Source organism: Pseudoroseicyclus sp. CXY001, assembly GCF_041714655.1.
In the GTDB taxonomy this organism is placed as follows: Bacteria; Pseudomonadota; Alphaproteobacteria; order Rhodobacterales; family Rhodobacteraceae; genus Pseudoroseicyclus_A.
This window is the reverse complement of record NZ_CP168219.1, coordinates 740,575-759,828: the sequence shown is the minus strand read 5'-3', so window position 1 is coordinate 759,828 and position 19,254 is coordinate 740,575. Positions and strand designations below refer to the sequence as shown.

The following is a 19,254-nucleotide window of genomic DNA, read 5'->3' as shown; positions in this document are numbered from 1 at the left end:
TTGGCATGAGGGTTTGGGCATGATCGTCGAACGCAAGGCCGACCTCAGGCGGAAGAAGATCGCCGCACATGCCTTCCTCATCGTCTTCATCTGCCTGGTGATGTTCCCCTTCCTCGTGATCCTCTCGATCTCGTTCCGTGAGGGGAATTTCGCCGTCGGCACGCTCCTGCCCCGCAACCCGACGCTCGAGCACTGGTCGCTGGCCCTCGGCATCCCCTACACGCGGGAGGACGGGACGGTGGTGCCGCCGCCCTACCCCGTCCTCCGCTGGCTCTGGAACTCCGTGAAGCTGGGGCTCCTCGCCGGCGCCGGGGTGCTCGTGATCTCGACCATCTCCGCCTATGCCTTCAGCCGCGTGCGGTTCCGGGGGCGGGGGGGCCTCCTCGACTCGCTCTTCATCGTCCAGATGTTCCCAACCACGCTGGCGCTCGTCGCCATCTACGCGATCTTCGATTCCATGAGCGAGGTCAGCCCCGTGCTCGGCATCGACAGCCACCTCGCGGTGGTGCTCGTCTACTGGTCGGGCGTGGTCATGCATATCTGGACGCTGAAGGGCTATTTCGACAGCGTCGACCCGGCGCTCGACAAGGCGGCGGCCATCGACGGCGCCTCGCCCTTCCAGACCTTCCGCTACATCTTCCTGCCGCTGGCGGTGCCGATGATGAGCGTGGTCTTCGTTCTCGTCTTCATCGGCGCGATCAACGACTACCCGGTGGCGAGCGTGCTCCTGCGCAGCCAGGACCAGATGACGCTGGCGGTCGGCTCGCGGCTCTACCTCAACGAGATGCGCTACCTCTGGGGAGACTTCGCCGCCGCCGCCATCCTCTCCGGCGTGCCGATCACCGCGGTGTTCCTGGTGGCCCAGCGCTACCTGGTGAGCGGGCTGGCGGAGGGCTCGGTGAAGGGGTGAGCGGCGGAGGGGGCCGAGCCGAAGCCCGGCGTTCGCCCGCAGTTGGAGTCAGGCGTAGGGTGGGTTTGTAACCCACCACCCCGTCGCCCCCCCCCCGCCCAACGGTGCCGCGCAGGGCGAGCGCCGGCCCGTGGGTTGGCGCTCCTGCCGGCTGTTCGGCGCGCTTTATGGTGCAACCAACCTCCCCGCTCACCGGCTGCGCCCAGGCCCACCAGAGCGCCGACCCGCGGGACGGGCCGGCGCTCGCCCTGCGCCTGCGGCGCGTACCGGGCGGGGGCATCGCACAACCGTCGGAAACGCGTAGGGTGGTTGTCCAACCCACCGCTCAAGTTTTTCCGCCCCGCCCACCCGTTCCGCCACGGTGGGTTACAAACCCACCCTACCCCCTAGCCACGAACAACGCGCTCCGCCGCGGAAGCTCCAGGGGCCCCCGCTCCAGCGCCGCGTCGACCGCCGCGCGGATTGCCGGCGTCGCATCCGCGCCCGCTTCCTGCGCCTCCGGGAGGGAGGAAAGGTAGGCCACCAGCGGCTCCGGCTCCGACACCACGTAGAGATCCGCATAGTCGTGCCGCTCGACCTGCCCGAACGCCGCCACCAGCGCCGCCTCCGCCGCGATGTCGGAGAAGACTGCGACCGAGGGGTCCATCGGCGGCAGGCCGAGGCACTCCGCCGCGATCTCCCAGAGCGCGCCTAGGTTGCCTGTCGCGTTGACCGAAAGCGCCAGCCGGCCGCCTTCCGCCAGAAGCGGCGCCATCTGCGCCAGGGCCTCCGCCGGCTCGGCCAGGTGATAGGCCATGTGCAGCGCCAGGATCGCGTCGAACTGCCCGGCGGCGAAGCCGAGCGCCTCGGCATCGGCCACCGCGCCTGTTTTCTCCGCCACCTGTGCCCGGCCCAGCGCCGCCTCGACCATCGCGGGGGACCGGTCGGCCAGCGTCAGCGTCACCTCCGGCAGGCCTGGCCTGTCCCAGAGCCAGCCGGCGCCGCAGCCGATGTCGAGCACTGCCTCGCCGTCCCTCAGGGCCACCCGCTCATGGACCCAGCCGAACCAGTCGCGCGTGGCATAGCGCGCGTGCAGCGCGCCGCGGGCCGCGAGGTTGGAGGTGGTCCCGTATTGCCCCTCCACCATCGCAGGTCAGTCCCGCAGGAGCTCGTTGATCCCCGTCTTCGAGCGGGTCCGCTCGTCGACCCGCTTCACGATCACCGCGCAATAGAGGCTGACCCCGCCCTTCGAGGGCATCGAGCCGGCGACCACGACCGAATAGGGCGGCACCTCGCCGTAGCTCACCTCCCCCGTCTCCCGGTCGACGATCTTCGTCGACTGGCCGAGGAAGACGCCCATGCCGAGCACCGAGCCCTCGCGGACGATGACGCCCTCGACGACCTCCGACCGGGCGCCGATGAAGCAATTGTCCTCGATGATCGTCGGGCCGGCCTGCATGGGCTCGAGGACGCCGCCGATGCCGACGCCGCCCGACAGGTGCACGTGACGGCCGATCTGCGCGCAGGAGCCGACCGTCGCCCAGGTGTCGACCATCGTGCCCTCGCCCACATAGGCGCCGAGGTTGACGAAGCTCGGCATCAGCACCACGCCCGGCGCGATATAGGCGCTCTTGCGCACCACGGCATTCGGCACGGCGCGGAAGCCGGCGGCCCGCCACTGGTTTTCGCCCCAGCCGAGGAACTTGCTGTCGACCTTGTCCCACCAGCCGGAGCCCTGCGGCCCGCCCGACTGCGGCTCCATGTCCTTGATGCGAAAGCCGAGAAGCACCGCCTTCTTCGCCCACTGGTTGACGGTCCACACCCCGTCCTCCCCCCGCTCGGCGACGCGGAGCGCCCCGGAATCGAGCGCGTTCAGCGTATCCTCGATCGCCTCGCGGGTCTCGCCGGTGGTGGCGGGGGTGATCTCGGCGCGACCCTCCCAGGCGGCCTCGATGGCGGCTTCGAGCTGGGCATTGGACATGGGGCACTCCTTCGGCGGCAATGGGTCGGGCGCTTCTTGCCCGATGGGCCGGCCTCTGGCAATCGTGGCGGCGGCACGTCGGAAGGTGTTAGCGGCACCTTAAGAGGCGCCGGCAATTTTCGGCGAAGTGCCGCAATCCCGCCCAGCTTCCAACCCCGCTTTGCCGCGAGCGAGGTCTAGCAGAGGCCCCGTCGTCACCTGATGGAGACCAGCATGACCCGCCTTCTGACCGCCGCCCTCGCCGCCTTGACCCTCGCCGGCCCGCTTGCCATCGCCGCCGCCCCCGCCGCCGCGCAGAGCGTCGCGCCGGGGCCGAGCCGCTGGGCCGGCCCGCCGTCTTCCTATACCGCGCACACCTGGACCGACCCGCGCACCGGCTGCTCCTATGCCCGCGCCCAGGCGCCCGGCTACCTGCCGACCTGGCACCTCATCATCAACGGCTCGAGCATCGGGCTGACCGATGCGCGGGGCCGCTGCCCGGGCTTCCTCGCCTCCCAGAGCTGAGCTGAGCCGGGGGCCGCTCCGGCGCCCGTGAAGACCAAAGGCTCCGCGGTTGTTCCCGGCTGCGGAGCCTGCCATGACGGGGCCGACCCCGAGGGAGGCCCCATGAAAGAGCCGCACCGTAAGCACCCGCTCCGCGACAGCCGCGAGGACCGCACCTCCGCGCGCTTCGTGCCCGACACGCCGCAGACCCGCTCGCCGACCTACCGGCTCGCCTTCGCCGACGAGGATTTCCTGACGCGGGAGGAGCTGCGCCCCGTCCGCTTCCAGCTCGAGCTCCTCAAGCCGCAGATGGCACTGGACGAGGCCGAGGTGGCCTCGACCGTCGTGCTCTTCGGCGGCGCCCGCATCCTGCCGCCGTCGCGCAAGGCCGAGGCGAAGACCGAGGCGCTGGCGGCGCTCAGCGCCCAATACGAGGAGGCCCGCCGCTTCGCCAAGCGCGTGACCGAGCGGTCGATGGCAGAGACCGGCGGGCAGGAGGACGTGATCTGCACCGGCGGCGGCCCGGGCGTGATGGAGGCCGGCAACCGCGGCGCGGCCGAGGCCGGCGGCCGCTCGATCGGGCTCAACATCGTCCTGCCGCACGAGCAGGCGCCGAATGCCTATGTGACGCCGGAGCTCGCCTTCAACTTCCACTATTTCGCGATCCGCAAGATGCACTTCCTGATGCGCGCCCGGGCGGTCTGCATCTTCCCCGGCGGCTTCGGCACGATGGACGAGCTCTTCGAATGCCTGACGCTGATCCAGACCGGCCGCATGGGCCAGGTGCCCGTGCTGCTCTTCGGGCGGGACTTCTGGGAGCGGGTCATCAACTGGGAGGCGCTGGCTGAGGCCGGCACGATCAGCCCCGATGACCTGACGCTCTTCCGCTATGTCGAGACGGCCGAGGAGGCGCTGGAAGCGATGGACAGCTGGCCCAACGCCGGCGAACGCCGCAGCATCGTGCCCGGCCGCGACACCGGCACGGGCCAGGGCGCGGGGGCACCGCCGGAGGCGTAGGACGCCCTGCCCCCCAGGCGTAGGGTGGGTTTGTAACCCACCGCCCCCTCTCAACCGGGCTCGCCGGTGCCGCGCAGGGCAAGCGCCGGCCCGGGGGTGGCGCTCCTGCGGGTTGGGCGGCGCGCTTTATGGTGCAGCCGATCCCCCGCCCACCGTCCCGCCTGCCCTCACCAGAGCGCCAGCCCGCGGGACGGGCCGGCGCTCGCCCAGCGCCTGCGGCGCGTACCGGGCGGGGCATCGTTCGATGCGTTGCGCCCATGGTGGGTTACAAGCCCACCCTACGCCACGACCACTGTCACAAAAGAAACCGCCCGCCCCCGGCGGTCCCCGGGGGCGGGCGATGGACGAATGCGAGGCCGCGCGGCCTGCCCTAGCGCGCCACCCAGGCGCCGTCCTTGCCGGAGCTTTCCTGGCAGGCGGAGATGAACCACATCCCGTCGAGCCCCGCCTCGATCCCCGGCAGGAGCGCGCCGTCGCTCTCGCCCGAGATCAGGTCGGCGGCATCGGAATAGAGGTTCGCGAAGCCCTCGAGATAGCCCTCGGGATGCCCCGGCGGGATGCGCGTATGGCTCCCCGCCCCGCCGCCGAGGCCCGCCCCGCCGCGGGTGAGGAGCTGCTTCGGCTCGCCGAAGGGCGCCCAGGTCATGACGTTCGGGTTCTCCTGGTTCCACTCCAGGCCGCCCTTGTCGCCGTAGATCCGCAGACGGAGGCCGTTTTCGTTGCCGGGCGCCACCTGGCTGACCCAGACCATGCCCTTCGCCCCGCCCTCATAGCGCAGCAGGATATGGGCGTTGTCGTCCACCTTCCGCCCCGGCACGAAGCTGGAGAGGTCGGCGGCCAGTGCCGCCGTCTTCAGCCCCGAGACGAAATTCGCGAGGTTATAGGCATGGGTGCCGATGTCGCCGATGCCGCCGCCGCCGGCGCGGGCCGGGTCGGTGCGCCAGTCGGCCTGCTTGTTGGAGGGGTCGGCCTCCTCCGTCAGCCAGTCCTGCGCATATTCGGCCTGGACGATCCGCAGGGTACCGAGGTCGCCCCGCGCCACCATCTCGCGCGCCTGCCGGATCAGCGGATAGCCGGTGTAGTTATGCGTCAGGATGAACTTCGCCGAGGAGGCCTCGACGGCGGCCTTGATCCGCGCCGCATCCTCCTGCGTCGCCGCCAGCGGCTTGTCGCAGATGACGTTGATCCCGGCTTCGAGGAAGGCCACCGCCGGCCCGGCATGGACGTGGTTGGGCGTGACGATCGCCACGGCGTCGATGCCGTCGTCGCGGGCCGCCTCGGCGGTCGCCATCTCCTGATAGGAGCCGTAGCTGCGCCCCTCGTCGATGCCCAAGTCGGTGGCGGAGGCCGCGGCGCGGGCCGGGTCGGAGGACAGCGCCCCCGCCACCAGCTCCCACCGGCCGTCGATGCGGCTGGCGATGCGGTGGACGCCGCCGATGAAGGCGCCCTGACCGCCGCCGACCATCCCGAGTTTCAAGCGCTTGCTCATAGCCCCAGCATCCTCTTGATCGTGGCCTCGTCCCGCTCGCCGCCGGCGAAATCGTCGAAGGCCCGGTCGGCCCTGTCGATCAGATGCGAGGCGATGAAGGGCGCGCCCTCGGCGGCGCCCTGCTCGGGGCTCTTGATGCAGCATTCCCACTCGAGCACGGCCCAGGAATCGTAGCCGTAGCCCGTCAGCTTCGAGAAGATCGCCGCGAAATCGACCTGCCCGTCGCCGAGCGAGCGGAAGCGGCCGGCGCGGTTCAGCCAGGGCTGATAGCCGGAATAGACGCCCTGCCGCCCGTCGGGATTGAACTCGGCATCCTTCACGTGGAAGGCGTTGATGCGGTCGTAGTAGAGGTCGATGAAGGCCAGATAATCGAGCTGCTGTAGCACGAAATGGCTGGGGTCGTAGTTGATCATCGCCGCGACATGGCCGCCGCAGGCGTCGAGGAACATCTCCCACGTGGCGCCGTCGAAGACGTCCTCGCCGGGATGGATCTCGAAGCCTATGTCCTGGCCGTTTTCGGCATAGTGATCGAGAATCGGCACCCAGCGGCGCGCGAGCTCGGCGAAGGCCTCGTCCACCAGCCCCTCGGGCCGCTGCGGCCAGGGGTAGAGAAAGGGGAAGGCGAGCGAGCCGGTGAAGCCGACGGTGTGGCTCAGCCCCAGCCGCTTCGAGGCGACGGCGGCCTTCTTGACCTGATCCACCGCCCATTCCTGGCGGGCCTTGGGGTTGCCATGCACCTCCTTCGGCGCGAAGGCGTCGAAGACGAGGTCATAGGCCGGGTTCACCGCGACGAGCTGCCCCTGCAGGTGGGTCGAGAGCTCGGTGATCTCGACGCCGGCATCGGCGCAGATGCCCTTCACCTCGTCGCAATAGGTGTCGCTCTCGGCGGCCTTGTCGAGGTCGAAGAGCCGGCCGTCGAAGGTCGGGATCTGGACCCCCTTGTAGCCGAGCCCGGCGGCCCATTTGGTGATGCCCTCGAGCGTGTTGTAGGGCGCCTCGTCCCCTGCGAACTGGGCCAGGAACAGCGCCGGCCCCTTGATCTGCAATGCCATATCTTTCCTCCTTCAGGCCGAGGTGAACGATTCCCCGGTCGGTATTTCAAGCCCCTGCATGGGCGGCGCGCCCGGTTCGCGGACGGCCTTCATGGCGGCCCGGGCGAGGAATTCCCCCGCGGCGCGCACATCTTCATCGATCACCAGCATTGTGTCGCGGAAAAGCGCGAGGAAGGGAATCGCTTCCTTCGCGACCACGTCGATATCGCCGGCCATCACCCGCCCCCGCGCCTCCAGAGCCGCGACGGCGGCCATCGCGGCCGTCGGCGAGCCGCAGACGATGCCGTCGATCTCGGGCGCCCGGGCGAGCGCCTCAGAGACATGCGAGCGGATCGGCGCCGATTCCGAATCGGAGGTGACGGGCGCGGCGACACGGAGCGTGCAGCCGCGCGCCTCGGCCTCGGCCCGGGCGCCGGCGACCATGAGCTGGGCGTAGTTCTGATGCAGCGGCGGCGCGATCAAAAGCATGTGGCGCCGCCCCCGCTCCGCCAGCCGCGCGACAGCGATGCGCGCGAAGGCATCGTTGTCGAAATCCCAATAGGCATGCCGGTCGGCCCATTTCGTCCGCCCGTGGGTGGCGAAGGGGAAGCCGCGCTCCATCAGATAGGCGACGCGGGCATCCTCGGGCTCGATCATGTTGAAGATCAGCGCATCGGCCGAGCGGGTCTCCACCAGGTAGCGAATCGGCTTCATCAGATCCTTCTCTCCCACATAGGGAGAGACGATGAGATGGAAGGGAGAGCCCTGCAGCGTGGCCGAGATCGAGGTGATGAGCCGCGCCGTGTGGTTCATGATCTCCTGCTCGGTCGACAGGACCAGCGCGATGACATTCGTCCGCCCCGTGCGCAGGCGCACCCCGGCGCGGTTGGGGATGTAGCCGATCTCGTCGGCGATTCGCCGGACGAGCTCCTTCGTCGCCGCGCCGATGTCGGGGGCGTCGTTGAGCGCACGGCTGACGGTCGGCACCGCAAGGCCGGATATGTCGGCAATGGTGCGCAGCGTCGGCTTGCGCTCGGCCCTGAGGACCGGCGCCGCCGGCACCGCGGCCTCCGCATCGGAGCCGGCGCGCGTGGTCTTCTTGTCGGCCATGGCGGGCCTGATCCTCCCCTCGCCGCGAGTGCCGGGGCGACCCCCCGATTGTGCCCCTGCGGCAATCGTCGCTGCGTCGCAGCATCATTGTTTCACGAGCGACGTGAACAGCGCACGAATATTTCTTGCCTCACAAAACTAAAACGTTATAGAGGAATCTACAACGATTTAGATCAGGGAGGACAAATCGTGAAACTCACCACCAAGCTCCTGGCTGCGACTGCGATTGTTAGCGCAACCAGTGCCGGTGCCGTGGACCTCGAGGTCATGCACTGGTGGACGTCCGGCGGCGAGGCCGCGGCTGTGGCCGAATTCGCCAAGGCCTGGGATGCCACCGGCAACACCTGGGTCGACGGTGCCATCGCCGGCGGCGGTGACGTGGCTCGCCCCGTCATGGTCAGCCGGATCCTCGGCGGTGACCCGCCGGCCGCCTTCCAGTTCAACCACGGTCTTCAGGCCCAGGAGCTCATCGAAGCCGGCCTGATGCTCGACCTCACCGACGTCGCCGAAGCCGAAGGCTGGGAAGACATCGTGAACCCGCCGTCGCTGCTCGACGCCTGCACCTACGAAGGCCGCGTCTACTGTGCGCCGGTCAACATCCACTCCTGGCAGTGGATGTGGCTCTCCAACGCCGCCTTCGAGAAGGCCGGCCTCGAGGTTCCGGAAAGCTGGACCGAGTTCGTCGCCGATACCGAAGCCCTGCGTGAAGCCGGCGTCGTGCCGCTCGCCATGGGCGGCCAGTCCTGGCAGCAGTCCGGCTCCTTCGGCGTCATGGTCGTCGCCCTCGCCGGCCTCGACAACTGGCTCGCGGTGAACCGTGACAAGGACGCCTCCGTCGTGCGCGGCGAAGCCTATGGCGAGGTCTTCCAGGCCTTTGCCGACGCTCGCGACATGGCCGAAGGCCTCGACGTGCAGGACTGGAACCAGGCGACCAACGCCGTGATCACCGGCGATGCCGCCGCGCAGATCATGGGTGACTGGGCGCAGGGCGAGTTCGCCGTGGCCGGCATGACCGCCGGCGAGGATTACTCCTGCCTGCCGGGTCTCGGGGAGGTGGCGATCCTCGATACGGGCGGGGACGCCTTCTACTTCCCCGTGGTGGACGATCCCGAGATCACCGCCGCCCAGAAGGAACTTGCCGCGCTTCTGCTCTCGCCGGAAGTCCAGGTCGCCTTCAACTCCGTCAAGGGCTCGCTGCCGATCCGCGGCGACGTCGACCTGACCACGGTGAACGAGTGCACCCAGAAGGGCCTCGACCTGCTGGCCGCCGGCAACACCATGCCGTCCGGCAACCAGCTGATCTCGCCGGACGTCAACACGCAGCTGAACGACCTGATGACCGAATTCTGGAACACCCCCTCGATGACCGCCGAGGATGTCCAGGAGCGCTACGCGCAGATCATCGAATCGGCGAGCTGATAGCTCAGGCCGCCAGGCCGAAGCGGATGGGCCCCCATTGCGGGGCCCATTTCGTCCCGAGGCCCAAAACTTGCAGATTGCCCGACAAAATCGTGCATGATGCCTAACGACAGCATCGCTCTAGGTCAGGGAGGCAGCCAATGGCGATCGCAGAATCCGCCGACACCGCCGTCCCGGAACGCAGTGCGCCCGCCCGGCGCCCGATCCGGCTTTTTCGCAATCTCGCATCCAAGATCGCGCTCATCCCGCTGATCCTCATCGCCTGCGGGGTCTTCCTCGGCGGCACCATCTGGACGGTCGTGTATTCCTTCACGTCCTCGGGGCTGCTGCCCAAGCTCGATTTCGTCGGGCTGGCGCAATACGAGCGGCTCTGGAGCACCTCCAAGTGGCTGATCTCGATCGAGAACCTCGCCATCTACGGCGTCTTCAGCCTGGTGCTGACCCTCGTCATCGGCTTCGTGCTCGCCGCGCTGCTCGACCGCAAGATCCGCTTCGAGGATGCCTTCCGCACCATCTATCTCTATCCCTTCGCGCTGAGCTTCATCGTCACCGGGCTCGTGTGGCAATGGGTGCTCAACCCCGAATACGGGGTGCAGGGCGTCGTGCGCTCGCTCGGCTGGGAGAGCTTCACCTTCAACCCGCTGCACAACCCCGACATCGTCATGTTCGGCCTGCTGATCGCCGGGCTGTGGCAGGGCACGGGGCTGATCATGTGCATCATGCTCGCGGGCCTGCGCGGCATCGACGACGACATCTGGAAGGCCAGCCGCGTCGACGGCATCCCGGTCTGGAAGACCTATGTGCGGATCATCATCCCGATGATGCGGCCCGTCTTTGTCACCGCCGTGGTGCTCATCGCCTCCGGCATCATCAAGCTCTACGACCTCGTCGTCGCGCAGACCTCCGGCGGCCCGGGCATCTCGTCCGAAGTGCCGGCCAAATACGTCATGCAGGCCATGTTCGGCGGGCAGAACCTCGGCCAGGGCTTCGCCGCCTCGACCATGATGCTGCTCAGCGTCGTCATCATCCTCGTCCCCTGGGCGCTGCTCGAATTCGGAGGCCGGAAGCGTGGCTGACATCGGAATGCTCAACACCACCAAGGCCGCCGAAGAGCCGATCCACGGCATGATCGACGGACCCCGCGGCGCCCGCCCGAAGCGGGCCTTCTCGCGGCGCAACATCGCGCTCTACGGCGTGCTCATCATCGTGGCGATCTACTACCTGCTGCCGCTCTACGTGATGATCGTCACCTCGCTGAAGACCATGCCCGAGATCCGCATCGGCAACGTCTTCTCGCTGCCGCGCGAGATCACCTTCGAGCCCTGGATCAAGGCCTGGGCGGAGGCCTGCACGGGCGTCAACTGCGACGGGCTCTCCCGCGGCTTCTGGAACTCCGTGCGGATCCTCATCCCCTCGGTGATCATATCGATCTCGATCGCCTGCATCTCGGGCTACACGCTGTCGAAATGGAAGTTCAAAGGCTCGGAGGTGTTCTTCACCATCCTGCTCATGGGCGCCTTCATCCCCTACCAGGTGATGCTCTACCCGGTGGTCATCATCCTGCGCGAGATCGGCGGCTTTATGACCGATATCTGGCAGGGCACCTGCGGGATCTTCACCTCGGCGGAGGGCTCGTGCCGCGGCCGCATCCAGCTCTTCGGGTCGGTCTGGGGCCTCGTCCTCGTGCACACGATCTTCGGGATGCCGATCCTCGTGCTGCTCTTCCGCAACTACTTCTCCTCGATCCCCGACGAGCTCTTCAAGGCGGCCCGTGTCGACGGCGCCGGCTTCTGGCAGATCCTCTTCCGGATCATGCTGCCGATGTCGCTGCCGATCCTCGTCGTCGCGATCATCCTGCAGGTCACGGGTATCTGGAACGACTTCCTCTTCGGGGTCGTCTACACGCGGGCCGAGCAATATCCGATGACGGTGCAGCTCAACAACATCGTCAACTCGGTGCAGGGCATCAAGGAATACAACGTCAACATGGCGGCGACGATGCTGACCGGCCTTGTGCCGCTGTGCATCTACTTCGTCTCCGGCAAACTCTTCGTGCGCGGCATCGCCGCCGGCGCCGTCAAAGGCTGACTGACATGACCGACCACTCCGTACAGATCAAGGATCTCGACCTGCACTTCGGTGCCGTGAAGGTCCTTCAGAAGCTCAACCTCGACATCCGCGACGGCGAGTTCCTCGTCCTCCTCGGCTCGTCGGGCTGCGGCAAGTCCACCCTGCTCAACTGCATCGCCGGCCTGCTCGAGCCGACCGACGGGCAGATCTTCATCAAGGGCGAGAACGTCACCTGGAAGGAGCCCTCCGAGCGGGGCATCGGCATGGTCTTCCAGTCCTACGCGCTCTATCCGCAGATGACGGTCGAGGGGAACCTCTCCTTCGGCCTGAAGAACGCCCGCGTGCCGAAGGACGAGATCCGCCGCCGCGTCGACCGCGCCGCCGAGATCCTGCAGATCGAGCCGCTTCTCAAGCGCAAGCCGGGCGCCCTGTCGGGCGGCCAGCGGCAGCGGGTGGCCATCGGCCGGGCGCTGGTGCGCGACGTGGATGTCTTCCTCTTCGACGAGCCGCTGTCGAACCTCGACGCCAAGCTCCGCGCCGATCTTCGGGTCGAGCTGAAGCGGCTGCACCATCAGCTCACCAACACGATGATCTACGTCACGCACGACCAGGTGGAGGCGATGACGCTCGCCGACCGCATCGCGATCATGAAGGGCGGGCTGATCATGCAGCTCGACACGCCGGACGTGATCTACAACAAGCCGGTCAACAAATACGTGGCCGACTTCATCGGCAGCCCTTCGATGAACTTCGTCGACGGCACGCTCTCGGGCGGCACCTTCACCGCCGGCGAGCTGACGATGCGGACGGACCGCTACGAGTTCGCCAGCTCCGGCGGCAAGGACGGCCCGGCCATCGCCGGCATCCGCCCCGAGCATATCGTCACCGGCGAGCTCGCGGCGAACGCGCCCGCGACGATGGAGGTCAAGGCCGAGCTGGTCGAGCCCATGGGCTCCGACACGCTGGTCTGGAGCCGCATGAACGGCGAGCCCTTCCGCATCCGCATGGACGGGCACCTGCCGGTGAAGGATGGCGAGACCCTGACCATCGGCATCGACCCGGCCCGCGCCTCTCTCTTCGACACCGCGACCGAGGAGCGTCTGTGACAGCATCGCGCCCCGTCCTTGCCGATCTCGGCGGAGACTGGGTTCTGGAAGAGGCGGGCGGAGGCATCTCCGCCCCCTTTCCGGTGCCCGGCGACGCCATTTCGGCCCTTGCCGATGCCGGCGAGGTCCCCGATCCCTACTGGGGCCGGAACGAATACGATCTGCGCTGGATCGCCGAGACCGACTGGGTGGCGCGCCGGAACTTCACGCTCGACGACGACACGCCCGGCGAACTGGTGCTGGACGGGCTCGACACGCTCGCCACCGTCAGCATCGACGGCGAGGAGATCCTGACCGCCGACAATGCCTTCCGCACCTGGCGGGCCGATGTCTCGCATCTGGATGCCGGCGAGCACGAGATCGAGATCACCTTCCATTCCAACGTGGCGGGCGCCGCGGCGCTGCAGAAGCGCCAGCCCTTCTTCTTGCCCTATTCGAGCAACAACTCCCCGATCCCGCACGGCAACATGCTCCGCAAGGTGCAGTGCGATTTCGGCTGGGACTGGAACATCGCGCTCGCCCCCTTCGGCCTCTACGGAAGGGCAGAGATTGTCGATGCCACCTGCCCCGCCATCGAGCGGATCGAGGTGGCGCAGGAACATGACGACGGTCGCGTCACGCTGACCGTCACGGCCTATATCTCCGGCGGCGAGGGCGAGAACTGCCTCTTCACCTGCGCCGGGCAGGAGCTGGAGGGCATCGTCGAGGGCGGCGGCATCACCGCGGTCTTCGAGATCGAGGACCCGCAGCTCTGGTGGCCCGCCGGTCTCGGCGAGCAGAACCTCTACGAGCTCGGCCTCACCTGCGGCGGCGCGTGGGCCTCGCGGCAGATCGGCCTCCGGACCATCGAGCTGGTGACGGAGGAGGACGAGGGCGGCACCTCCTTCCAGCTCCATGTCAACGGCGCGCCCGTCTTCGCGCGCGGCGCCAACTGGATCCCCGCCGATGCGCTGCCCGGGCGGATCAGCGAGGACGCCACGCGCGACCTGCTGCAATCCGCCGTGGACGCCAACATGAACATGATCCGCGTCTGGGGCGGCGGCCGCTACGAGCCGGACAGCTTCTACGATACCTGCGACGAGCTGGGGCTCATGGTCTGGCAGGATTTCATGTTCGCCTGCAACCTCTACCCCTCGACGCCGGAGTTCCTCTCCAACGTCGATACCGAGGTGCGCGAACAGGCCGCCCGCCTGCACCACCATGCCTGCATCGCGCTCTGGTGCGGCGACAACGAGCTCATTGGCGCGCTGAACTGGTTCCCCGAGAGCCGCGACAACCGCGACCGCTATCTCGTCAGCTACGACCGGCTGAACCGCACGATCGAGGCGGCGCTCTCAGAGACGGCGCCTGGCGCGATCTGGTGGCCCTCCTCGCCCTCGCCGGGGCCGATGAACTTCGGCGATGCCTGGCATGACGACAGCGCGGGCGACATGCATTTCTGGTCGGTCTGGCACGAGGGCCGCGACTTCGACCATTACCGCGATGTCTCCCCCCGCTTCTGCTCGGAATTCGGCTTCCAGTCCTACCCCTCGCTCAACGCCATCCGGCGCTTCGCGGGCGAGGAGGACTGGAACATCGCGAGCCCGGTCTTCGAGAGCCACCAGAAGAACGCCGGCGGCAATGCCCGCATCGCCGAGACGATGTTCCGCTATTTTCGCTGGCCGGAGCGCTTCGAGGATTTCGTCTGGCTCTCCCAGATCCAGCAGGGCCTCGCCATCAAGACGGCGGTGACCCATTGGCGGAGCCTCAAGCCGCATTGCATGGGCACGCTCTACTGGCAGCTCAACGACACATGGCCCGTCTGCTCCTGGTCGTCTCTCGATCATGGCGGCGACTGGAAGATGCTGCATCACCTCGCCAAGGGCTTCTATGCCCCGGTGCTGGCGACCGCCGTGCCCCGCGCGGACGGCAGCGTCGACATCATGGGCATCAACGACCTCTTGGAGGATGTGGAGCTCTCCGTCACCGCCTATGCAACGGCGATGGACGGCTCCACCCGCGACCTCGGCGAGGGCTCGGCCGTGCTCGGGCTCGAGGCCGAGGTGCTGATGACCATCCCCGAGGGCGAGCTGGAGGAAGGCGAGGTGCTGACCTTCGGCTGGGAGGGCTCGGACGGCACCCATGCCGGCGACATCTTCGCTCCGCGCCCCTGGAAGGCCTATGACCTGCCCGACTCGGCGCCCAAGGCCGAGATCACCCGCGAGGGCGGTGACTGGCTCGTCGCGCTCACGGTCGAGACCATGAGCTTCTTCCTGACGGCGGAGACCGACGTGCCGGGCCGCTGGAGCGGCAATGCCGTGCATCTCGGACCCGGCGCCAGCACCACCTTGCGCTTCACCCCCGCCGACCCCTCAGCGGAGCCCAACTTCACGCTCCGCGACCTTTACTCTGCAACCATGAAACGGACCTGACATGGGCTATTCCTACCAGCTCTTCTGCTCGCGCAACTTCGGCCCCCTGCCCGCCACCCTGGCGATGCTGTCGGAGGCCGGCTTCACCGAATGCGAGGGCTACGGCGGCCTTTTCGGGGACATTCCCGCCCTCAAGGCGGCGCTGGCCGAGACGGGCATGAGCATGACCACCGCCCATATCGCCGTGGGAGACCTCGAGCGCGACCCGGAGGGCTTCGTGGCGCTGGCCAAGGAGCTGAACATGCGCGCCGTCTTCGGCCCCTGGATGGCGCCGGACGAGCGCCCGACCGATGCCGAGGGCTGGCGCGCCTTCGGGGCGCGGCTGGCCAAGGCCGGCAAGCCCTTCACCGCTGCCGGCATCCCCTTCGGCTGGCACAACCACGATTTCGAGCTGGTGGATCTGGAGGGCGGCCTCCTGCCGCTCGACTGCATCCTCGAGGAGGAAAGCCTCTGCCTCGAGCTCGACCTCGGCTGGGTCACCCGCGCCGGCAAGGACCCGCTGGAGATGCTCGAGCGCTACAAGGGCCGCATCGAGGCCGTCCACATCAAGGACATCGCCCCCGAAGGCGAGAAAGCGGACGAGGACGGCTGGGCCGACCTCGGCACCGGCGTCGTGGACTATGCCACCATCGTCCCCGCCGCCCGCGCCGCCGGCATCGACCATTTCGTTCTGGAACATGACAACCCCAGCGACGACAAGCGCTTTGCCAGCGCTTCGCTCGCCGCGCTGAAGACCCTCTGAGGAGCACTCCAAATGACCAGCAAACTCGGTGTCGGCATCATCGGATGCGGCAACATCTCCCACGCCTACCTGCGCCTCGCGCCGCTCTTCAAGGCGCTCGAGCTGAAGGCCGTGGCGGACATCAACATGGCGGCCGCCGAGGCGCGGGCCGCCGAATTCCCGGTGCGCGCGATGAGCGTCGAGGATCTCCTCGCCGCCGATGACATCGACGTGGTGGTGAACCTCACCATCCCGGCGGTGCACTACGAGATCACCACGCGCATCCTGAAGGCCGGCAAGCATGCCTATTCGGAAAAGCCGCTCGTCCTGACGCTGGACGAGGCCAAGGCGCTGAAAGAGCTCGCCGACGAGACGGGCCTGCGCGTCGGCTCGGCACCCGATACCTTCCTCGGCGGCGCCCATCAGCTCGCCCGCGCGGTGATCGACGAGGGCAAGGTCGGCCGGATCATCGGCGGCACCTGCCACGTGCAGAACCACGGGATGGAGCATTGGCATCCGAACCCGGATTTCTTCTTCCAGCCCGGCGCCGGCCCGGTGCTCGACCTCGGCCCCTATTACGTGACCAACCTCATCCAGCTCATCGGCCCGGTGAAGCGCGTCGGCGCCATGGCGTCGATCTCCTTCCCCGAGCGGAAGATCGCCAACGGCCCGCGTGACGGCGAGATGCTGAAGGTGAACACGCCGACGAACATCCATGCGCTTCTCGAGTTCGAGAACGGCGCCATCGTGACGCTGGGCGCGAGCTGGGACGTCTGGAAGCACCGGCATTTCAACATGGAGCTCTACGGCGAGGAGGGCTCGCTCTACGTGCCCGACCCGAACTTCTTCGGCGGCCATGTCGAGATGACGGAGCGCGGCGAGGACCCGATCGAGGTCGCCGAGCGCGGCCACCCGTTCGCGGTGGCGAACCAGCCCGTCGATGCGCCGACCCAGGCAAACTACCGCTGTGCCGGCCTCGCCGACATGGCGACGGCCATCGCCGAGGGCCGCCCGCATCGCTGCTCGCTGGAGCTGGCTGTCCATGCGGTCGACGTGATGACCTCGATCCTGAAATCGGGGGAGACGGGTGACTTCGTCGAGATGACCACCACCTGCGCCCGCCCCGAGGCGCTCTCGCCGGACGAAGCCAAGGCGCTGATGGCCTGAGGCGCGGCGCGGCGGCGAGAGGCCTCGCCGCCGGCGCTCCCCGGGGCCGCCGGGCGGTGGGTTACAAACCCACCCTACCCGGTGCATCGAGGTCAGGCGCAAGAACGCGCGGCCCGGGGGATGCCCGGGCCGGTGCGCTCCGGGGCCATCGCGGCCCCAGTCTCTCTCTCTCAGCTCAGTTGTTCGCCGGCTGCGGCCGCGCGAGGCCCGGGCCCTGACCGGGCGCCTTGCCCTGCTGCTGCGCGGCGAGCCGCGCCAGCACCTGGGCCTCGGCGCCGAGGCGCTGCAGCTCCATCTGCGGCAGGCGCTTGGCGTCGTCGTCGGCGCCGTCGGCCTCCAGCTTGTTCGCAAGCTCCTGCGCTTCCTTGAAGCGCGTCGTCAGCGCCATCTGCCGCATGTCGAGCGCCGCGCGGGTGCGGGGCGGCAGGACGGCGGCCTGCAGCTTCTTGTCGAGCCCGGGGTTCGCCTCCAGCGCCGCGTCATGGGCGGCCTGGTCGGTGACCTTCACCACCAACGGGCGGAAGACGATCTGCCCCGGGATGAGGAGATGGGCCGAGAGGTTCCGGTCGCCGGCGCGGAGCTGCAGCACGGCGAAGTCGATATGCGCGACCAGCCGGAAGGTGCAGCCGGCCTTCAGGGCCTCGTAGGTCTCCACCGGCAGCTTGACCTCGCCGACGCCGAGCACCCGGTTGATGGCGCCCGCCACTTCGCCGAGCGACTTGGCGCCGAGGGCAGAGGTGAAGCGCTCGGCCATCTTCTTGCTGGCGCCGTCGTTGCGCTCGGGGCGGCCCTCGCCGCCCGATTTCGCCACGAAGAAGATCAGCCCGTTCGGCAGGCGCATGTTGCCCTCGATGCCGGGTGCGACGATCGCCTCGCCGGTCTCGGCATTCCATTCCCAGACGGCGCTGGCGAGCGCCGGGGCGGCGGAGGGATCCTGCAGGACGGCGGTGCGGGTCTTGCCCGGCACGGCGGCGATGTCGAAATCGATCTTGTTGAGCTTCAGCCTCATATCGGCCCTCCCCCTTGTTGGTCTTCCCTCGCCCGGCGCCCGGGCGCCGTCAAGCCGGTCCCGTCAAGCCGGTGCCGTCAAGCGGCGCCGGAGCCCATCCCCGCCTCGCGGGCGATCTCGGCCCGCGACTTGCGCGCCCGCTCGGTGGCGGATTTGAGCTGCCCGCAGGCGGCCATGATGTCTTCCCCCCGCGGCGTGCGGATCGGCGAGGCATAGCCGGCCTTGTGCACGATGTCGGCAAAGGCGCGAATGCGGTTGTTGGACGAGCGCTTGTAGGGCGCCCCCGGCCATTCGTTGAACGGGATGAGGTTCACCTTCGCCGGGATGCCCTCGATGAGCTTCACCAGCCGCCGCGCATCGGCGTCGCTGTCGTTCACCCCGTCGAGCATAACGTATTCAAAGGTGATCCGTTCGGAGTTCGACAGCCGCGGATATTCCTTCAGCGCCGCGAGCAGCGTCTCGATGTTCCAGCGCTTGTTGATCGGCACCAGCCTGTCGCGCACCTCGTCGGTCGTCGCGTGGAAGCTGACGGCAAGGAGGCAGCCGATCTCCTCAGCCGTCCGCGCGATCTCCGGCACGACGCCGGAGGTCGACAGCGTGATCCGCCGGCGCGAGAGGGCCAGCCCCTCGCCGTCCATCGTGATCTTCATCGCGTCGCGGACATTGTCGAAATTGTAGAGCGGCTCGCCCATGCCCATCAGCACGACATTGCTCAAAAGCCGCGTCTCGTCCTTCGGCGCGCCGGGCTCCGGCCATTCGCCGAGGTCGTCCCGCGCCAGCATCACCTGCCCGACGATCTCGGCGGCGGTGAGGTTGCGCACTAGCTTCTGGGTTCCGGTGTGGCAGAACGAGCAGGTGAGCGTGCAGCCGACCTGGGACGAGATGCAGAGCGTGCCGCGATCTTCCTCCGGGATGTAGACCGTCTCGACCTCGTGCCCGCCGTTGATGCGGACGAGATACTTCCGGGTGCCATCCTCCGAGACCTGCCGCGAGACGATCTCGGGCAGGCGTATCTCGAAATGCTCGGCGAGGAGCGCCCGGTACGGCTTGGCGAGGTTGGTCATCGCGTCGAAATCGCGGACGCCCCAGTGATAGACCCATTGCCAGAGCTGGTTCAGGCGCATCTTCGCCTGCTTCTCCGGCGTGCCGGCCTCGATGAGGGCGAGGCGCATCTGCTCCCGCGTCAGGCCGACGAGGTTGCGCTTCCCCTCGGCCGCCTCGCGGCGGGGGATGGTCAGCACGTCTTGCGTGATCGGGGCGGCGTGGGCTTCGGTCATCGTCATTCCTCGGGGCAGGCCCGCCATATAGTGCCTTTGCCGCCAGACGCAAAGTCAAACGCGGGCGAGGGGCT

The 19,254-nt window shown here is 68.2% G+C and carries 17 protein-coding genes; 10 read left to right on the top strand and 7 right to left on the bottom strand.

Annotated elements, in window-relative coordinates; genetic code table 11:
- Positions 1-19 precede the first annotated feature (19 nt).
- A complete protein-coding gene (gene malG / locus ACAZ03_RS03825; RefSeq protein WP_373356041.1) occupies positions 20-910 on the top strand; it encodes a maltose ABC transporter permease MalG in 891 nt (296 codons plus the stop codon).
- A gap of 379 nt (positions 911-1,289) precedes the next feature.
- On the opposite strand, the gene ACAZ03_RS03820 is transcribed toward malG, so the two are convergent.
- Positions 1,290-2,036: a class I SAM-dependent methyltransferase gene (locus tag ACAZ03_RS03820; RefSeq protein ID WP_373356040.1), complete on the bottom strand. Its 747-nt coding sequence runs from the start codon at positions 2,034-2,036 to the stop codon at positions 1,290-1,292.
- 6 nt (positions 2,037-2,042) lie between these two features.
- Positions 2,043-2,870, bottom strand: coding sequence for a 2,3,4,5-tetrahydropyridine-2,6-dicarboxylate N-succinyltransferase (dapD, locus tag ACAZ03_RS03815; RefSeq protein WP_373356039.1), 828 nt, complete (start codon positions 2,868-2,870; stop codon positions 2,043-2,045).
- A 213-nt stretch (positions 2,871-3,083) separates the two neighbouring features.
- Here dapD and ACAZ03_RS03810 point away from each other — a divergent pair, with 213 nt between their 5' ends.
- Both ACAZ03_RS03810 and ACAZ03_RS03805 read left to right on the top strand, forming a co-directional pair.
- Positions 3,084-3,374 carry a hypothetical protein gene (locus ACAZ03_RS03810; protein ID WP_373356038.1) on the top strand — a complete coding sequence of 97 codons (291 nt, stop codon included), beginning with the start codon at positions 3,084-3,086 and terminating at the stop codon, positions 3,372-3,374.
- Between the two features lie 102 nt (positions 3,375-3,476).
- Positions 3,477-4,370 carry an LOG family protein gene (locus tag ACAZ03_RS03805; RefSeq protein WP_373356037.1) on the top strand — a complete coding sequence of 298 codons (894 nt, stop codon included), beginning with the start codon at positions 3,477-3,479 and terminating at the stop codon, positions 4,368-4,370.
- A 370-nt stretch (positions 4,371-4,740) separates the two neighbouring features.
- Here ACAZ03_RS03805 and ACAZ03_RS03800 read toward each other — a convergent pair whose 3' ends face one another.
- Genes ACAZ03_RS03800 through ACAZ03_RS03790 form a run of 3 tightly spaced genes read right to left on the bottom strand, consistent with a single transcriptional unit; the run spans position 4,741 to position 8,000 of the window.
- On the bottom strand, positions 4,741-5,859 hold the full coding sequence (locus tag ACAZ03_RS03800) for a Gfo/Idh/MocA family protein (protein ID WP_373356036.1): 1,119 nt from the start codon (positions 5,857-5,859) through the stop codon (positions 4,741-4,743).
- Positions 5,856-6,911: a sugar phosphate isomerase/epimerase family protein gene (locus ACAZ03_RS03795; protein ID WP_373356035.1), complete on the bottom strand. Its 1,056-nt coding sequence runs from the start codon at positions 6,909-6,911 to the stop codon at positions 5,856-5,858. Before ACAZ03_RS03795 ends, ACAZ03_RS03800 begins: the two co-directional genes overlap by 4 nt.
- Before the next feature lie 12 nt (positions 6,912-6,923).
- Complete coding sequence (locus tag ACAZ03_RS03790) at positions 6,924-8,000, bottom strand: LacI family transcriptional regulator (protein ID WP_373356034.1); 1,077 nt, start codon at positions 7,998-8,000, stop codon at positions 6,924-6,926.
- A 189-nt stretch (positions 8,001-8,189) separates the two neighbouring features.
- Between ACAZ03_RS03790 and ACAZ03_RS03785 the strand changes: the two genes are divergently transcribed.
- The 7 genes from ACAZ03_RS03785 (at position 8,190) to ACAZ03_RS03755 (ending at position 16,894) form a co-directional block, all read left to right on the top strand.
- Positions 8,190-9,419 (top strand): ABC transporter substrate-binding protein, encoded by a 1,230-nt coding sequence (locus ACAZ03_RS03785; protein WP_373356033.1) that lies wholly within the window; start codon positions 8,190-8,192, stop codon positions 9,417-9,419.
- 140 nt (positions 9,420-9,559) lie between these two features.
- A complete protein-coding gene (locus ACAZ03_RS03780; RefSeq protein ID WP_373356032.1) occupies positions 9,560-10,495 on the top strand; it encodes a carbohydrate ABC transporter permease in 936 nt (311 codons plus the stop codon).
- Positions 10,496-10,502: 7 nt separating this feature from the next.
- Positions 10,503-11,507 (top strand): carbohydrate ABC transporter permease, encoded by a 1,005-nt coding sequence (locus ACAZ03_RS03775; RefSeq protein ID WP_373357038.1) that lies wholly within the window; start codon positions 10,503-10,505, stop codon positions 11,505-11,507.
- 5 nt (positions 11,508-11,512) lie between these two features.
- On the top strand, positions 11,513-12,595 hold the full coding sequence (locus ACAZ03_RS03770; protein ID WP_373356031.1) for an ABC transporter ATP-binding protein: 1,083 nt from the start codon (positions 11,513-11,515) through the stop codon (positions 12,593-12,595).
- Positions 12,592-15,006: a glycosyl hydrolase 2 galactose-binding domain-containing protein gene (locus tag ACAZ03_RS03765; RefSeq protein WP_373356030.1), complete on the top strand. Its 2,415-nt coding sequence runs from the start codon at positions 12,592-12,594 to the stop codon at positions 15,004-15,006. Before ACAZ03_RS03770 ends, ACAZ03_RS03765 begins: the two co-directional genes overlap by 4 nt.
- A gap of 1 nt (position 15,007) precedes the next feature.
- A complete protein-coding gene (locus ACAZ03_RS03760) occupies positions 15,008-15,748 on the top strand; it encodes a sugar phosphate isomerase/epimerase family protein (RefSeq protein WP_373356029.1) in 741 nt (246 codons plus the stop codon).
- A gap of 12 nt (positions 15,749-15,760) precedes the next feature.
- On the top strand, positions 15,761-16,894 hold the full coding sequence (locus ACAZ03_RS03755; protein ID WP_373356028.1) for a Gfo/Idh/MocA family protein: 1,134 nt from the start codon (positions 15,761-15,763) through the stop codon (positions 16,892-16,894).
- Between the two features lie 175 nt (positions 16,895-17,069).
- Here ACAZ03_RS03755 and ACAZ03_RS03750 read toward each other — a convergent pair whose 3' ends face one another.
- Together ACAZ03_RS03750 and rlmN are read right to left on the bottom strand one after the other, a co-directional pair.
- The gene (locus tag ACAZ03_RS03750; RefSeq protein ID WP_373356027.1) at positions 17,070-17,903 is read right to left on the bottom strand and encodes a hypothetical protein; all 834 of its coding nucleotides are present in this window, start codon (positions 17,901-17,903) and stop codon (positions 17,070-17,072) included.
- 77 nt (positions 17,904-17,980) lie between these two features.
- The gene (gene rlmN, locus ACAZ03_RS03745; protein ID WP_373356026.1) at positions 17,981-19,180 is read right to left on the bottom strand and encodes a 23S rRNA (adenine(2503)-C(2))-methyltransferase RlmN; all 1,200 of its coding nucleotides are present in this window, start codon (positions 19,178-19,180) and stop codon (positions 17,981-17,983) included.
- Between the last annotated feature and the right edge of the window lie 74 nt (positions 19,181-19,254).

Excerpts from the sequence above, each read along its gene's own strand:
- malG (WP_373356041.1), top strand. The coding sequence starts at position 20 with ATGATCGTCGAACGCAAGGCCGACCTCAGGCGGAAGAAGATCGCCGCA.
- ACAZ03_RS03820 (WP_373356040.1), bottom strand. The coding sequence starts at position 2,036 with ATGGTGGAGGGGCAATACGGGACCACCTCCAACCTCGCGGCCCGCGGC.
- dapD (WP_373356039.1), bottom strand. The coding sequence starts at position 2,870 with ATGTCCAATGCCCAGCTCGAAGCCGCCATCGAGGCCGCCTGGGAGGGT.
- ACAZ03_RS03810 (WP_373356038.1), top strand. The coding sequence starts at position 3,084 with ATGACCCGCCTTCTGACCGCCGCCCTCGCCGCCTTGACCCTCGCCGGC.
- ACAZ03_RS03805 (WP_373356037.1), top strand. The coding sequence starts at position 3,477 with ATGAAAGAGCCGCACCGTAAGCACCCGCTCCGCGACAGCCGCGAGGAC.
- ACAZ03_RS03800 (WP_373356036.1), bottom strand. The coding sequence starts at position 5,859 with ATGAGCAAGCGCTTGAAACTCGGGATGGTCGGCGGCGGTCAGGGCGCC.
- ACAZ03_RS03795 (WP_373356035.1), bottom strand. The coding sequence starts at position 6,911 with ATGGCATTGCAGATCAAGGGGCCGGCGCTGTTCCTGGCCCAGTTCGCA.
- ACAZ03_RS03790 (WP_373356034.1), bottom strand. The coding sequence starts at position 8,000 with ATGGCCGACAAGAAGACCACGCGCGCCGGCTCCGATGCGGAGGCCGCG.
- ACAZ03_RS03780 (WP_373356032.1), top strand. The coding sequence starts at position 9,560 with ATGGCGATCGCAGAATCCGCCGACACCGCCGTCCCGGAACGCAGTGCG.
- ACAZ03_RS03775 (WP_373357038.1), top strand. The coding sequence starts at position 10,503 with ATGCTCAACACCACCAAGGCCGCCGAAGAGCCGATCCACGGCATGATC.
- ACAZ03_RS03770 (WP_373356031.1), top strand. The coding sequence starts at position 11,513 with ATGACCGACCACTCCGTACAGATCAAGGATCTCGACCTGCACTTCGGT.
- ACAZ03_RS03760 (WP_373356029.1), top strand. The coding sequence starts at position 15,008 with ATGGGCTATTCCTACCAGCTCTTCTGCTCGCGCAACTTCGGCCCCCTG.
- ACAZ03_RS03755 (WP_373356028.1), top strand. The coding sequence starts at position 15,761 with ATGACCAGCAAACTCGGTGTCGGCATCATCGGATGCGGCAACATCTCC.
- ACAZ03_RS03750 (WP_373356027.1), bottom strand. The coding sequence starts at position 17,903 with ATGAGGCTGAAGCTCAACAAGATCGATTTCGACATCGCCGCCGTGCCG.
- rlmN (WP_373356026.1), bottom strand. The coding sequence starts at position 19,180 with ATGACCGAAGCCCACGCCGCCCCGATCACGCAAGACGTGCTGACCATC.